Source organism: Tsukamurella sp. 1534 (assembly GCF_000312385.1).
Lineage (GTDB): Bacteria > Actinomycetota > Actinomycetes > Mycobacteriales > Mycobacteriaceae > Tsukamurella.
Map to the genome: position 1 here is coordinate 2,236,268 of NZ_HE997626.1, position 13,261 is coordinate 2,249,528.

Genomic DNA, 13,261 nt, shown 5'->3' on the forward strand with positions numbered 1-13,261 from the left:
GGCCGGACTGGCGGGTCAGGCCGGCCGGGTCAGTGCGGGCCGGTGTCCTTGCCGCCGGGCCGCACGATGAGCATCACGCCGGCCACCGCGACGGCGCCGATCGCGAGCACCCCCAGCAGGGTGCCGCTGTCCAGCAGGCGGGGGCCGCCGGCGATCGCCCAGAGGGCGATGGCCAGGGCCGCCACTCCCGCGACCATGAGTCCGGGGGAGAACCGGGTCCGACGGTCCGCGGCGCCCTCGCCGGCCTGCCCGGCCCGGTCGGCGTGGTCGCCCCGGCCGGCCTGCTCGGTGTGCTCGCTATCCGACACGCTTCACCTCCACGCTGCCCACGTTGCCCTGGGCGTCGATGGTCAGGGTCGGGGCGCCGGGTGCGGCGTCCTTGCCGGCGATCGCGCCGTCCGGGCAGTCGGCGTCGCCGACCGAGATGGTGCAGACGACCTTGACGTTCATGGACTCCGGCACCGTGATGGTGGTGTCGCCCACCGCGACCCGGGTGGTGACGGTGCGGTCGCGGTCCAGTGCCATATCGCGCAGGTCGAGCTTGAGGTCCCCGACCTGCACGGTGTAGGCGTCGCGCAGTGTGGCGGGATCGACCACGGTGAACTTCTGGTCACCGCGGGGCGCGTCCGAGAAGCCGACGTTCTGCGCCGTGGTGCCGATCACCACGAACCCGGCGAGGGGGATCGCCGCGAGCAGCAGCCCGTAGCCGGAGCGGCGGAAGGCACCGAACACGAGGCCGATGCCCACCACGCCGAGCACCATGGCCGCGGCGGGGACGGCCGAGATCGACGCCACGCCCAGGAGATTCACGGCGGCGATGCCGGCGGCGGTGAGCAGCGCGGCGCCCAGCGTGATCGCGGTGACCCGCGAGCGTTGCTTCGGCAGTGTGGCGGGAGCCGTCTGTGCGGCGGGCTCGGGCAGATCCCAGGCGAAGGGTGCGGCGCCCAGCGGATCCCACCGCGGCGGCTGGATCTCCTCGGTCGGGTGCGCCTCGGTGCGGGTGGGCCGTTGCGTGGGCGGCTGCCACACGGGCTGCTGCGCCCGGGGATCGGCCTGGGCGTCCGCGGAGTCCTGAGCGTGCGGATCCGCGTGGGCCGCAGGGTCGGTCGCGTCATCCTGCGTCGCATCCCGGTGCGGCGTCGGCTGCGCCGCGTCCTGCTGCGCGCGCTGCTCCGGCGGCTGCCACACGGGCTGCCACGGGTACGGCGACTGCGGCGGCTGCCAAGCACCCACGGAGGCGGGGCCCGCGGCGAACTGCGTGGACACCGCGGTGCCGGGGGGCGGCGTGGGGGTGCGCTGGTACAGCGCGTACCAGCCGGCCGCCAGGAGCACCGCGCTGATCAGGCCCGCGCCGGGCCAGTTGGCGCCGATGCCGCCGGACAGCGTCACGGCGAGGATCGCGGCGATGATGAGCACGAACGGCGGCGGGCCGTTCTGCCGCTCCTGCGGGGCGTACCCGCGGTCCGGCTCCTTGGGGAGGAGGAAGATCGCGGCGAGGTAGGCGAAGAAGCCGATGCCGCCGAGCACGGTCGCGCCGATCACCGCGGCGCGGACCAGCGCCACGTCCACCTGGTAGCGGCGCGCGAAGCCGGTGCAGACGCCGGCGATGGGGGCGTGCCGGGCCCGTAGCGGCCGGGTGTCCCACATCTGCCGGGTCTGGCTGGAGAGGGTTGCTGTGTCCATGGCTACGATCCTGCGCGGCGGGGCGGCGCGGGACCATCGGGATCTACCCTGAAATCCCCGGGCCACGGGGTCGGGGTGCGGGCCCGGAAGTAAGGGGGTTCCCCGATGCGCGGGCGCCCTCGATCGTGCCACCATCGAGGCACGATGAGTAGACGATCCCAGCGCAGGCGAGCGCGGCAGGAGCCGTGGCGTCCGGTGCAGTACGCCGGGTACGCCCCCGGATACGCGCCGGATCCGCTGCGCGCGCAGTACCCGGTGCCCGCGCCGCCGCGCCTCGCGCAGCCACCGCGTACCGCACCGGCGCCGCAGGACCCGGCCCCGGCACCGTCGTACCCGCGGATGCTGCGCCGCAGCGGCGGCGCGGTGGTGGGCGGCGTGTGCGGCGGCATCGCGGATCACCTGAACGTCGACGTGATGCGCGTGCGGATCGTGTTCACGCTGCTGGCCCTGCTGGGCCCGGGCGTGGTGGTCTACGCGCTGCTGTGGTTCATGTGCCGCCCGGGCACGGACACCGAGCCGCCCGATCCCGCCGAGCGCCGCCGTGGCCTCGCGCTCGCGGTGCTGGGCGTGGTCGGTGCGGCGACCCTCGCGACGGTCGCGAGCAGTACCAACGCGGGCTTCGTGGTGCCGGTGATCGTGATCGGCGTGGGCGCCGCGCTGGTGTGGCGGGAGGCGGATTCCACGTCCCGCACCGCGGCCCCGGCCGGTGGGTCGCGCCTGGTCACGTGGATGCGCATGCTGGGCGGCGTCACGCTGGTGATCGTCGGCCTCGCCGTCGTCTTCCTGGGGCGCGTGAACGTGGCGGCCCTGCCCACCGCGCTCGCGGCCGTCGTCCTCACGCTGGTGGGCGTCGCGCTGCTCACCGTGCCGATCTGGGTGCGCCTGTGGCGCGACCTGGGTGAGGAGCGCGCGGCGCGGGTGCGCACCATCGAGCGCGAGGAGATCGCCTCGCACCTGCACGATTCCGTGCTGCAGACCCTGGCCCTCATCCAGAAGCAGTCGGGCGACGGCGCCGCGGTCAAGCGGCTCGCGCGCGGTCAGGAGCGGGAGCTGCGGGAGTGGCTGTTCGGCGGCACCGAGGCGCCGGCCGAGTCGCTGGCCGCCGCGCTCAAGGCCGCGGCGGCCGACGTCGAGGACGCGCACGGCGTGGCGATGGACGTGATCACCGTGGGCGACGTGGAGGGCTGCGAACTCGGCGTGGACGACCGGTACACCGCGCTGCTGGGCGCCGCGAAGGAGGCGATGGTCAACGCGGCCAAACACTCCGGCTGCGAGAGCGCCGACGTGTACGCCGAGATCGACCCCGACACCGTCTGCGTGTTCGTCCGCGACCGTGGCACCGGATTCGACCCGGAGGCGGTACCGTCGGACCGGCAGGGCCTGGCGAAGTCGATCCGGGCCCGGGTGGAGCGCCGCGGCGGCACCGCCGAGGTCCGTTCGAATCCGGGCCGCGGCACCGAGGTGCGGCTGTCGGTGCCCCGCGCCGTCGCCGGCGAGGCGGCGGTTCCGGCTTCGAACGAGACCGCGGAGGAGACTGCGTGAGCTACCGGGTGTTCCTGGTCGACGATCACGGCGTGTTCCGCTCCGGCGTGCGCGCCGAGCTGAGCCGCGAGGCGTCGATCGAGGTGGTCGGCGAGGCGGGGACGGTGGCCGAGGCGGTGTCCGGCATCCTCTCCTTCGGTCCCGACGTGGTGCTGCTGGACGTGCACATGCCCGACGGTGGCGGCGTCGCCGTGCTGCGCGGGGTGACCGACGGCGCGCCGCGCGCCAAGCTGGAGAAGGCCCCGGTGTTCCTGGCGCTCAGCGTGTCCGACGCCGCGGAGGACGTGATCGCCACGATCCGTGCCGGCGCCCGGGGCTACGTCACCAAGACCATCTCGGGGGAGGAACTGGCGGACGCGGTGCGCCGGGTCGCGGAGGGCGACGCCGTGTTCTCGCCGCGCTTGGCCGGGTTCGTGCTCGATTCCTTCACGGGCCGCTCGCCCGTGCCCGAGCCGGCGCTGGACCCGGAGCTGGACTCGCTCACGCCGCGCGAGTTGGAGGTGCTGCGCCTCTTGGCCCGCGGCTACACCTACCGAGAGATCGCCGAGGACCTGTTCATCTCGGTGAAGACGGTGGAGACCCACGCGTCCAACGTGCTGCGCAAGACGCAGCAGAGCAACCGCAACGCCCTCACCCGCTGGGCCCACACCCGCCACCTCGCGGACTGAACGGTTCAGCCCAGCGCGAGGATGACGCCCGCGACCACGACGGCGAGGACGACGAATCCCAGCAGGATCCACACCGCAAGCATCGTGTTCGACATGCCCGACGGGGGAGCGACGGGCGGCGGCGTGTAGGTGCTCACCGGCGGAGCGGTGGGCCCCTGCGCCGTCGAACCACGGTCGGATGCCGCGGCGCTGGAGCGCTCGCCGGCTGTGCGCCGCAGCCACACCGCGGGGGCTCCCTCGGCGGCCTGCAGCGGTGACACCAGGACGGCGGCGGGGTTCCCGCCCGCGGCGGCGACCTCCGCGAGCCGGTCCCGGGCCTCCTCGAGCGACGGACGCCGCTTGGGGCTCGGCTGCAGCATGTCCAGGACCACGGCGGTGAGCGGGCCGTCGTGCGTGGGCTTGTTGATCTGGCCGCGGGCCACCTTGTGCAGCAGCGCGATCGAGTCGTCGTCCACGCCGAACGGAGGCTTGCCCTCGATCGCGGTGTACAGGGTGGCGCCCAGCGAATACAGGTCCGATGCCTCCGACGGTTCGGCGCCGCGGGCCACCTCGGGGGCGAAGTAGGCGGGGGTGCCGGTGATGATGCCTGCCTGGCTGGCCTGTCCGTCGTCCTTGGCCCGGGCGATGCCGAAGTCGGAGAGCTTCACCGTGCCGGATGCCCTGCCGCGGTTGGCGATCAGGATGTTGCCGGGCTTGATGTCGCGGTGGATGATGCCGGATTCGTGCGCCTCGGCGAGCGCGTCGGCCACCTGAGCGCCGATCTGCGCGACCTGCCGCGGCGGCATCGAGCCGGTCATGTGCAGCACCTGCGCGAGCGACCGCGACTGGAGGTACTCCATGACCAGCCAGGGCTCCCCGCGGTCGAGGGCCACGTCGTACATGGCGATCGCGTTGCGGTGCTGCAACCGGGCGGCGATCCGGCCCTCGTGCAGCGCGCGCTCGCGGAGCTCGTCGGCCTCCTCCTGGGTGAGGCCCTCGGTGGAGATCACCTGCTTGGCCGCCACGTCGCGGTCGAGGCGTTCGTCGCGGGCCAGCCACACGGCACCCATGCCGCCGCCGCCGATCTTCGAACGCAGCCGGTACCGCCCGGCCACCAGATAGTCGGGCCCGGGCACACCCCTGGTGGTCCCACCCGCTCCGGTCGATTCCGCCACGGAACAGAGTCTAGGGGTCAGGCCCGGCGGGCGCGGTACGCGGCCACGTTGAGGCGGTTGTTGCATCCGTCGTCGCAGAACCGTCGGGAGGAGTTGCGCGAGAGGTCCACGAACACCCCGGCGCAGTCCGGGGCGGCGCACGCGCGCAGGCGATCCAGCTCGCCCGCGCGGACCACGTCCACCAGGCCCATCGCGGGCTCGGCGAGGAAGCGCTCGGCGATCGGGGTGCTGTCGCTCCACCCGTGCAGGTGGTACGGCCAGTCGTCGTGGCGCACCAGCTGCGGCAGCACCGCGGCCTCGCGGAGCATGCGGTTGATCAGGTCCACGGCCCGTGTCTCGTCGGATGCGGCGTCCCAGAGCTCACGCAGCAGCCGGCGCACGGCGTGCACCCGCTCGAGCTCGTCCTCGCGGATCGGGATCGGGCCGGTCCAGCCCCAGCGCGCCACGAACTCGCGCAGGGCGTCGACGGTGCCCAGTCGCTCGGGCCGGTCGGTCGGCGCGTCGGGGGCCGTGTTGACCAGGTCTGCGGCGCTGGCCAGCGCGGATCGGGTGTCGTACGAGAACATGACCGGCGAATGGTATCCCGGCGGCGCTTGCAGTCGCTACTCTCATCGGGTGTCCAGCCCGCTCGGAATCACCCCGGATGAAACCCTCCGCAAGGGACTGCAGAGTCGTCACATCAGCATGCTCGCGCTCGGTGGCGCCATCGGCACCGGCCTGTTCGTGGCGTCCGGCGCCACGATCCACGACGCCGGCCCGGGCGGTGCGCTCGCCGCGTACGCGCTCATGGGCGTCATGGTCTTCTTCCTCATGCAGAGCCTCGGCGAGATGTCGGCGTACATGCCGTGCAGTAACCCGTTCGAGGAGTACGGCACCCGGTTCGTCAGTAAGTCCTTCGGCTTCGCCGCCGGGTGGAACTACTGGTTCAACTGGTCGATCACGCTGGCGGCGGAGGTGGTGGCGGCCGGCCTGATCATGAGGTTCTGGCTGCCCGACGTGCCGTCGTGGATCTGGTCCCTGGTGTTCCTCGGCGGCCTGCTCGCGCTGAACCTGTTCGCGGTGAAGGCGTTCGGCGAGGCGGAGTTCTGGTTCGCGTCGATCAAGGTGATCGCCGTCGTCGTCTTCCTCATCGTGGGCGTGCTCATGGTGGTCGGCGTGATCGGTGGTCCGTCGCCGGGATTCGAGAACTGGACGGTGGGCGACGCCCCGTTCGTGGACTGGCCGCTGGGCATGCTCTCTGTGTTCCTCATCGCCGGATTCGCGTTCCAGGGCACGGAGATGATCGCCGTCGCGGCGGGCGAGGCGATCGAGCCCAAGAGCGCCATCCCGCGCGCCGTGCGCACCGTGTTCTTCCGGATCCTGATCTTCTACATCGGCACGCTGACGATCATCGCGTTCCTCATTCCGTACACGAACCCGGACCTGTTGGACGCCTCGGACGAGAACGTTGCGGTGGCACCGTTCACGCTGGTGTTCAAGCTCGCCGGGATCGATGCGGCGGCCTCGATCATGAACGCGGTCATCCTCATCGCGATCCTCTCCGCGGGCAACGCCAGCCTGTACGCGGCCACCCGCGCGCTGTACGGCCTGGGCGTGCAGGGCAACGCGCCGAAGGTGTTCGGCAAGGTGTCCCGGACGGGCATCCCGGCCGCCGCCGTCGCGGCGACGGTGGCGATCGGCGCGCTGTGCTTCCTCGCCAGCAAGGTGGGCGACGGCAAGGCGTACACCGTGCTCGTGACGGCCTCCTCGGTGGCCGGGTTCATCACGTGGATCGGCATCGCGTGGGCGCACTACCGGTTCCGGAAGGCGTGGAACCTGCAGGGCCGCCCGCTCGACGCGCTGCCGTACAAGGCGTGGCTGTACCCGCTGGGTCCGATCGTCGCGCTGCTCATGTGCGTCGCCGTCATCGCGGGTCAGTACTACGTGGCCGTCCGCGGCGGCGAGGAGGGCGGCGTCGAGCTGTGGCTGACCTCGTACGCGGCGCTGATCCTGTTCCTCGGGCTCTGGTGGGGACACAAGCTGATCACGCGCGACCCCACCGTGGACCCGCGGACCGCGGATCTCACGCCCGCCGCCGCGGCCTCCGCGCACCACGACCCCGACCCGGTGGCCTGACCCCGAGTGCCCGACGGTCCGCCGACGTCCCGGCGGGTGCCCTCGAACGAACCTACCCTTACGGGAGGGTAGGGTTTCGCCGGTGATGTGGACACCCCTTGCGCGCTCCGTGCGCGACAGCGACGTCGTGGCGGCGCTGCGCGATCCGCGACGACTGCGGATCGAGACCCTCGGCGGCCTGGTCGTCGCTCTGGCGCTCATCCCGGAGGCGATCTCGTTCTCGATCATCGCGGGTGTGGATCCGCGGGTCGGCCTGTTCGCCTCGTTCACCATGGCGGTGACCGTCGCGATCGTGGGGGGCCGGCCCGCGATGATCTCGGCGGCCACGGGAGCCGTCGCCCTCGTCGTGGCGCCGATCGCGCGCGAGCACGGCGTGGACTACCTGTTCGCCACCGTCATCCTGGCCGGGCTGTTCCAGATCGGGCTCAGCGCAGTGGGTGTGGCGAAGCTGATGCGGTTCATCCCGCGCAGCGTGATGGTGGGCTTCGTCAACGCGCTCGCGATCCTGATCTTCGTGGCCCAGCTGCCGCACATGACCGGCGTGCCGTGGGCGGTCTACCCGATGATCGCGGCCGGCCTCGTGATCATCGTCGGGCTGCCGCGGTTCACGACGGCGGTGCCGGCGCCGCTGGTGGCGATCGTCGCGCTCACGACGGTGACCCTCCTGTTCGGCCTCGCCGTGCCGAACGTCGGCGACGAGGGCGAGCTGCCGAACACCCTGCCCCAGTGGCTGATCCCCGACGTTCCCTACGACCTGAACACGCTGCGGCTGATCGCTCCGTACGCGCTCGCGATGGCCCTCGTCGGGCTCCTCGAGTCCCTCATGACCGCCAAGCTCGTCGACGACATCACCGACACCCGCTCGGATAAGACCCGTGAGGGCTGGGGGCAGGGCGCCGCGAACGTGGTGACCGGCTTCTTCGGCGGCATGGGCGGCTGCGCGATGATCGGCCAGACCATGATCAATGTGAAGAGTTCCGGTGCGCGCACACGGATCTCGACGTTCCTGGCCGGTGTGTTCCTGTTGGTCCTCGTTGTCGGCCTCGGCGACGTGGTCGCGCGGATCCCGATGGCCGCCCTGGTGGCCGTGATGGTGATGGTGGCCGTCGGCACCTTCGACTGGCACAGCATCGCGCCCGCGACGCTGCGCCGGATGCCGCGCAGCGAGACCGCGGTCATGGTGGTCACGGTCGCGATCACGGTGGCCACCCACAACCTGGCGTACGGCGTGATCGGCGGCGTCATCGTGGCGACGCTGCTGTTCGTCCGCCGGGTCGCCCACTTCACCGAAGTGACGCCGGAGGGTGCGGAGGCCGGCGGCGCCCGCACCTACCGGGTGCGCGGTGAGCTGTTCTTCGCGTCGAGCAATGACCTTGTCCACCAGTTCGATTACGTGGGTGATCCGGATCGGGTGATCGTCGATCTCTCCGAGACGCACGTGTGGGACGCGTCCACGGTCGCGGCGCTCGACGCGATCGAGACGAAGTACCGCGGCAAGGGCAAGACCGTCGAGTTCGTCGGTCTCAATCCGGCCTCGGCGGAGCGGCACGAGCGACTGACCGGCCGCCTGGGTGGCGAGCACTAGTCTCGGGGCATGACGGATCAGGCTACCGGCGCGTCCCGGCTCCTCCAGATCGGGCAGGTCGCCGACGCGACGGGACTGTCCCTGAAGACGATCCGGCACTACGACGAGGTCGGGCTCGTCACCCCGTCGGAACGCAGCCCGGGAGGCTTCCGGTTGTACACCCCGGCGGACGTCGACCGGCTCATGGTGATCCGCCGGATGAAGCCGCTGGGCTTCACCCTCGAGCAGATGCGCGACCTGCTCGCCGCGCTGGACACGCTGGAGGGCGACGCCGCCGATTCCGCGGTGCGTGCCGACGCGGCCGCCTTCGTCGATCAGTGCTCGGAGGCCGCCGCGCAGCGGTGCGCGGAGCTGCGTTCGCAGCTCGCGTTCGCCGAGGAGTTCGCGGCAGTCCTGTCCGATCTCGCCGGGCGTCGCTGACCGCCGTCGTCGTGCGGCCTCGCCGATGTTGCGATGCCTGCCCCCGGCGACGCGTTAAGATTGCGTCAAAGGCTGTAATAGGTAAACGATAGGAACGGTTATGTCTGAGAACGCCGTCTTCCCCCGAGTGCAGGTGGAACAGGCCCGGAGCTGCGCGTGGGCGACCACAGTCGAGCGCGCCCGTGAGATGGTGCCGGTGAACCCGGCCGACGCGAGCCTGGCCGACGCGGTGGCCGCGCTGCGCCGCCGCGGCATGACCGTGACCGACGCCGTGCACGCCGAGATCACCGAGGACGCCCTGCGCGCCGCCGACGTCTACGTGATCCCGCATCTGGCCCGCCGCGGGGTGGAGCGGGTCACGGGCGATCTGCCGCCCGTGTACACGGATGCGGAGCTCGACGCCGTGGAGGCGTACGTCCGCGGCGGAGGCGGGCTCGTGGTGCTCGCCGAGTGCGATACCGCCACCTCGGGCAACAACCTCGGCGAACTGCTGGCGCGGTTCGGCGTGGCCGTGGAATCCACCGTCGTACAGGAGGCCCCGGGCGAGCGCCGCCTGCGCGAGAACGCCACGTGGGTGCGATCGGTGATCGCGCCGGAGCTGGGCGGGCAGGGGCTCGCCGCCGCGGTCGACGAGGCGTGCTTCTACCGCACGGGCGTCCTCGACCTCTCCGCCGCGCCCGGGGCGACGGTGCTCGCGCGCACCTCCGGCACGGCCGAGCCCGCCGATCGTCCGCTGGCCGCCGCGGTGCGGGCCGGCCTCGGGCGGGTCGTGGTCTTCGCCGACTCCGACCTGTTCGGCGACGATTCGATCGCCGACCTGGACCAGCGCACGCTCTGGACGAACGCGGTCACCTGGGCCGCCGGCGCGCACGCCGACGGTGCGCGCGTGACGGATTCGGTCGTCGCCCGCAGCGGGGAGTGGGGCGCGCTCAAGGCCGCCGTCGCCGAGCTGCGGGAGCTGCAGGCCGACGACGGTGCCGTCCCCGACGCCGGAGCGCACGCCCGCGCGGGCGAGCTGGTGGATCGGATCGTGGCCGCGATCGAGGCCCTCGCGCCGCTGTTCGCGCACGACGCTGAGTACCTCGCGGCCCTCCCGCGCGACTTCCGCCGGTGGACCGAGGGCGGTTTCGGGCGGCCCGATTTCGACGAGTCGCTCGCCGCCTTCCGCCCCGACCTGGACCGCGTGGACGGCGCGGAGCATCTCGTGGTGTTCCCCATGTACACCCAGAACGGCAACGCCGGCAAGGTCTTCGAGGCCGTGCTGCTGCGCGTCGTGTGGCCGGACTGGCTGGCCGAGGTCGAGAACCGCTACGACAACGGCAAGTTCCTGTCCGTGGCGTTCGAGGACTTCACCGAGGGCTACGACACCAACTCCGCGGTCCTCTTCCCGGAGACGGTCACGGTGTCGCGCACGCCGGAGTTCCACTGGGGCGCCATCTTCTGCGACCGGGAGGCCGCACGGTTCCGCCGGGTGACCGGCGCCGCCTGCGAGGTGCTCTCGCTGCAGCTCCCGCCCGACGGTGAGCGGCTGGTCGCCTCGCAGGCGTTGGCGCAGTCCACGTTCGCGATGTGGGACCTCATCCACGACCGCACGCACAGCCGCGGCGACCTGCCCTTCGATCCGTTCATGATCAAGCAGCGGATGCCCTACTGGCTGTATGCGCTCGAGGAGCTGCGCTGCGATCTCACCACCTTCCGCGAGGCGTACGGCCTGCAGCAGGAGGGACACCCCTACGGGCTGCCGGTGCAGCTGGCCATCCTGTGCGACCGGCTGTTCCGGTTCCCCATCACCGGCGACCGGTCCCGCAACTACGACGGCCTCGGCGGGCAGTTGCTGTTCGCCTACCTGCACCGGCACGGCGCGCTGCGCTGGCGCGACAACCGCCTCTCCTTCGACTGGAAGGAGCTGCCGCAGCAGGTGATCCGGCTGGGCGAGGAGATCGAGGAGCTCTATCGCACCGGCATCGACCGGTCCAAGGTGGGGCAGTGGCTGGCCAGTTACGCGTTCGTCTCCTCCTATGTGGCGCCCGGCCCGGGCTCGGTGTGGGCCAAGGGCGAGGCCGCGCTCCCGCTCGACGGTGAGCCGCGCGGGCTCGTGGACCTGGTGCTTCCGGACGAGTTCCCGCTCAACGTGTTCTACGAGGCGTTGCGCCGTAAGATGCGCACCGTGATCGAGTCGACCCGGGGAATCACCGCCGACGCGCCCGCCGAGGTGGGAGCGTGAGCGCGCTCGCGGCCGTCGCCGGCCGCACCGTCGTCGTCACGGGGGCGAACGGCGCCCTGGGTCAGGAGGTGGTGCGCAGGCTCGTCGCCGACGGTGCGCGCGTGGCCGCCGTCTCCCGGGGCGATCTGGCGCAGGAGATCTCGTCGCTGCCCGGCGTCACGGGGTATCGCGCGGACCTCGCCGACCGCGCCGCCACGGCGGAGGCCGCCCGCCGCATCGTCGCCGATCACGGCGGCGTGGACGGGCTGGCGCACCTGGTGGGCGGATGGCGCGGCGGCGTCGCGATCGACGAGGCCGACCCCGCCGACTGGGAGTTCCTGGAGTCCGGGCTGATCCGCAGCCTGCAGAACGTGACGCAGGCGCTGTACCCGGCGCTCGTCGCGAGCGACGCCGCGCGGGTCACCGTGATCTCCTCGGTGTCCGTCGCGAAGCCCACCGCGAAGAACGCGATGTACGCCTCGGCGAAGGCGGCGGCGGAGGCCTGGACCCTGGCCCTCGCGGACGCCTTCGACGGCACCGCCGCGGCCGCCACCGTGCTGCGCGTCATGGCGCTGCTGACGCCGCGGATGAAGGCCGACGCGCCGGAGCGGAAGTTCCCGCGGTACACGCCGATCGTGGACGTCGCGGACCGGATCGCCGGCCTGTGGGACGTGCCCGCCGAGGAGGCGAACGGCGCCGTCGTGTCCCTGGTCCCCACGCCCGAGGGGAGCGGTTCCTGATGGCGCGGCTGCACGATCCGGAGCACCGCGGGTTCGCGAGCGACAACTACGCCGGCGTGCTCCCCGAGGTGCTCGAGGCGGTGGCCGAGGCCAACCTGGGGCATCAGGGCGCGTACGGCGCGGACGCCTACACGGCCGCGCTCGCGGAGCGGGTCCGGGAGTTGTTCGGCGAAGCGGCGCAGGCGTATCCGGTGTTCAACGGCACCGGCGCCAATGTCGTGGCGCTGTCCGCGGTGAGCGACCGCTTCTCCGCCGTGGTGTGCGCGGACACCGGGCACATCCACGTGGACGAGGGCGGTGCCCCGGAGAAGGTGGCCGGCCTCAAGCTGTTCGTCGTCCCCACCGCGGGCGGCAAGCTGACCCCCGAGGCGATCGCGGCGGCCGTGCCGGACCGCGCGGGCGACGAGCACTGGGCCCAGCCGCGGGTGCTGTCCGTGGCGCAGTCCACCGAGCTGGGCACCGTCTACACCCCGGACGAGCTGCGCGCCCTCGCGGAGTACGCGCACGAGCGGGACTGGTTGCTGCACATCGACGGTTCGCGCCTGGCCAACGCCGCGGCGAGCCTCGGCACGAGCCTGCGCGCGATCACCACCGACGTGGGTGCCGACGTGGTCAGCGTCGGCGGCACCAAGAGCGGGCTGCTGGGCGCCGAGCTGGTCCTGGTGCTGAACCCCGGCGCAGCGCGCGGAACGGCGTACGTGCGGAAGCTGTCCATGCAGCTGGCCTCCAAGCAGCGCTTCCTCGCCGCGCAGTTCCTCGCCCTGTTCGAGGGCGATCGCTACCTGCGGGTCGCGGGGCACGCGAACGCGATGGCCCGGCTGCTGGCCGAGCTGGTGGGCGCGATCGACGGCGTCACGATCACGCAGTCGGTGCAGTCCAACGCGGTCTTCGCCGAGCTTCCGCGCGCGGCCTCCGAGCGGCTCATGGACCGGGTCCCGTTCTACTTCTGGGACGAGATCCGCGGCGAGGTGCGCTGGATGTGCGCCTGGGACACCACCGAGGCCGACGTCCGCTCCTTCGCCGACCTGGTCCGCGCCGAGCTCGCCTGAGCAAACCGTCGTGACCTGGTGTTTTCCGGGTGCGCGTCTCACGCCCGCTGCGCGGGAACCCTCCTCGCCTCGACGCTTGACGATGTTCGGGCGGCGGGCCTA

12 protein-coding genes are annotated in these 13,261 nt (G+C 72.3%); 8 read left to right on the top strand and 4 right to left on the bottom strand.

The window, feature by feature from the left end:
- Positions 1 to 29: 29 nt before the first annotated feature.
- The gene (locus tag BN39_RS10915) at positions 30 to 308 is read right to left on the bottom strand and encodes a hypothetical protein (RefSeq protein ID WP_019202436.1); all 279 of its coding nucleotides are present in this window, start codon (positions 306 to 308) and stop codon (positions 30 to 32) included.
- Complete coding sequence (locus tag BN39_RS10920; RefSeq protein WP_159103242.1) at positions 298 to 1,683, bottom strand: PspC domain-containing protein; 1,386 nt, start codon at positions 1,681 to 1,683, stop codon at positions 298 to 300. Before BN39_RS10920 ends, BN39_RS10915 begins: the two co-directional genes overlap by 11 nt.
- A gap of 144 nt (positions 1,684 to 1,827) precedes the next feature.
- Between BN39_RS10920 and BN39_RS10925 the strand changes: the two genes are divergently transcribed.
- Together BN39_RS10925 and BN39_RS10930 are read left to right on the top strand one after the other, a co-directional pair.
- Positions 1,828 to 3,225 carry an ATP-binding protein gene (locus tag BN39_RS10925; protein ID WP_051158878.1) on the top strand — a complete coding sequence of 466 codons (1,398 nt, stop codon included), beginning with the start codon at positions 1,828 to 1,830 and terminating at the stop codon, positions 3,223 to 3,225.
- Positions 3,222 to 3,893, top strand: a complete 672-nt coding sequence (locus BN39_RS10930) for a response regulator transcription factor (protein WP_019202439.1) — start codon at positions 3,222 to 3,224, stop codon at positions 3,891 to 3,893. Before BN39_RS10925 ends, BN39_RS10930 begins: the two co-directional genes overlap by 4 nt.
- 5 nt (positions 3,894 to 3,898) lie before the next feature.
- Here the strand turns inward: BN39_RS10930 and BN39_RS10935 are convergent, their stop codons facing one another.
- Both BN39_RS10935 and BN39_RS10940 read right to left on the bottom strand, forming a co-directional pair.
- Positions 3,899 to 5,047 carry a serine/threonine-protein kinase gene (locus tag BN39_RS10935; RefSeq protein WP_051158880.1) on the bottom strand — a complete coding sequence of 383 codons (1,149 nt, stop codon included), beginning with the start codon at positions 5,045 to 5,047 and terminating at the stop codon, positions 3,899 to 3,901.
- Positions 5,048 to 5,064: 17 nt separating this feature from the next.
- Complete coding sequence (locus tag BN39_RS10940; protein ID WP_019202441.1) at positions 5,065 to 5,613, bottom strand: CGNR zinc finger domain-containing protein; 549 nt, start codon at positions 5,611 to 5,613, stop codon at positions 5,065 to 5,067.
- A gap of 49 nt (positions 5,614 to 5,662) precedes the next feature.
- Between BN39_RS10940 and BN39_RS10945 the strand changes: the two genes are divergently transcribed.
- The 6 genes from BN39_RS10945 (at position 5,663) to BN39_RS10970 (ending at position 13,159) form a co-directional block, all read left to right on the top strand.
- A complete protein-coding gene (locus BN39_RS10945; RefSeq protein ID WP_040766187.1) occupies positions 5,663 to 7,162 on the top strand; it encodes an amino acid permease in 1,500 nt (499 codons plus the stop codon).
- A gap of 85 nt (positions 7,163 to 7,247) precedes the next feature.
- Positions 7,248 to 8,747 (top strand): SulP family inorganic anion transporter, encoded by a 1,500-nt coding sequence (locus tag BN39_RS10950; RefSeq protein WP_019202443.1) that lies wholly within the window; start codon positions 7,248 to 7,250, stop codon positions 8,745 to 8,747.
- Positions 8,748 to 8,756: 9 nt separating this feature from the next.
- A complete protein-coding gene (locus BN39_RS10955; protein WP_019202444.1) occupies positions 8,757 to 9,167 on the top strand; it encodes a MerR family transcriptional regulator in 411 nt (136 codons plus the stop codon).
- 100 nt (positions 9,168 to 9,267) lie between these two features.
- The gene (locus tag BN39_RS10960; RefSeq protein WP_019202445.1) at positions 9,268 to 11,391 is read left to right on the top strand and encodes a DUF6421 family protein; all 2,124 of its coding nucleotides are present in this window, start codon (positions 9,268 to 9,270) and stop codon (positions 11,389 to 11,391) included.
- Positions 11,388 to 12,110 (top strand): SDR family NAD(P)-dependent oxidoreductase, encoded by a 723-nt coding sequence (locus BN39_RS10965; RefSeq protein WP_019202446.1) that lies wholly within the window; start codon positions 11,388 to 11,390, stop codon positions 12,108 to 12,110. Before BN39_RS10960 ends, BN39_RS10965 begins: the two co-directional genes overlap by 4 nt.
- The gene (locus BN39_RS10970) at positions 12,110 to 13,159 is read left to right on the top strand and encodes a low specificity L-threonine aldolase (RefSeq protein WP_019202447.1); all 1,050 of its coding nucleotides are present in this window, start codon (positions 12,110 to 12,112) and stop codon (positions 13,157 to 13,159) included. Before BN39_RS10965 ends, BN39_RS10970 begins: the two co-directional genes overlap by 1 nt.
- Positions 13,160 to 13,261 lie beyond the last annotated feature (102 nt).

What these genes read in the sequence shown, in the direction of transcription:
- BN39_RS10920 (WP_159103242.1), bottom strand. Translation starts at nt 1,683, where the DNA reads ATGGACACAGCAACCCTCTCCAGCCAGACCCGGCAGATGTGGGACACC.
- BN39_RS10925 (WP_051158878.1), top strand. Translation starts at nt 1,828, where the DNA reads ATGAGTAGACGATCCCAGCGCAGGCGAGCGCGGCAGGAGCCGTGGCGT.
- BN39_RS10940 (WP_019202441.1), bottom strand. Translation starts at nt 5,613, where the DNA reads ATGTTCTCGTACGACACCCGATCCGCGCTGGCCAGCGCCGCAGACCTG.
- BN39_RS10950 (WP_019202443.1), top strand. Translation starts at nt 7,248, where the DNA reads ATGTGGACACCCCTTGCGCGCTCCGTGCGCGACAGCGACGTCGTGGCG.
- BN39_RS10955 (WP_019202444.1), top strand. Translation starts at nt 8,757, where the DNA reads ATGACGGATCAGGCTACCGGCGCGTCCCGGCTCCTCCAGATCGGGCAG.
- BN39_RS10960 (WP_019202445.1), top strand. Translation starts at nt 9,268, where the DNA reads ATGTCTGAGAACGCCGTCTTCCCCCGAGTGCAGGTGGAACAGGCCCGG.
- BN39_RS10970 (WP_019202447.1), top strand. Translation starts at nt 12,110, where the DNA reads ATGGCGCGGCTGCACGATCCGGAGCACCGCGGGTTCGCGAGCGACAAC.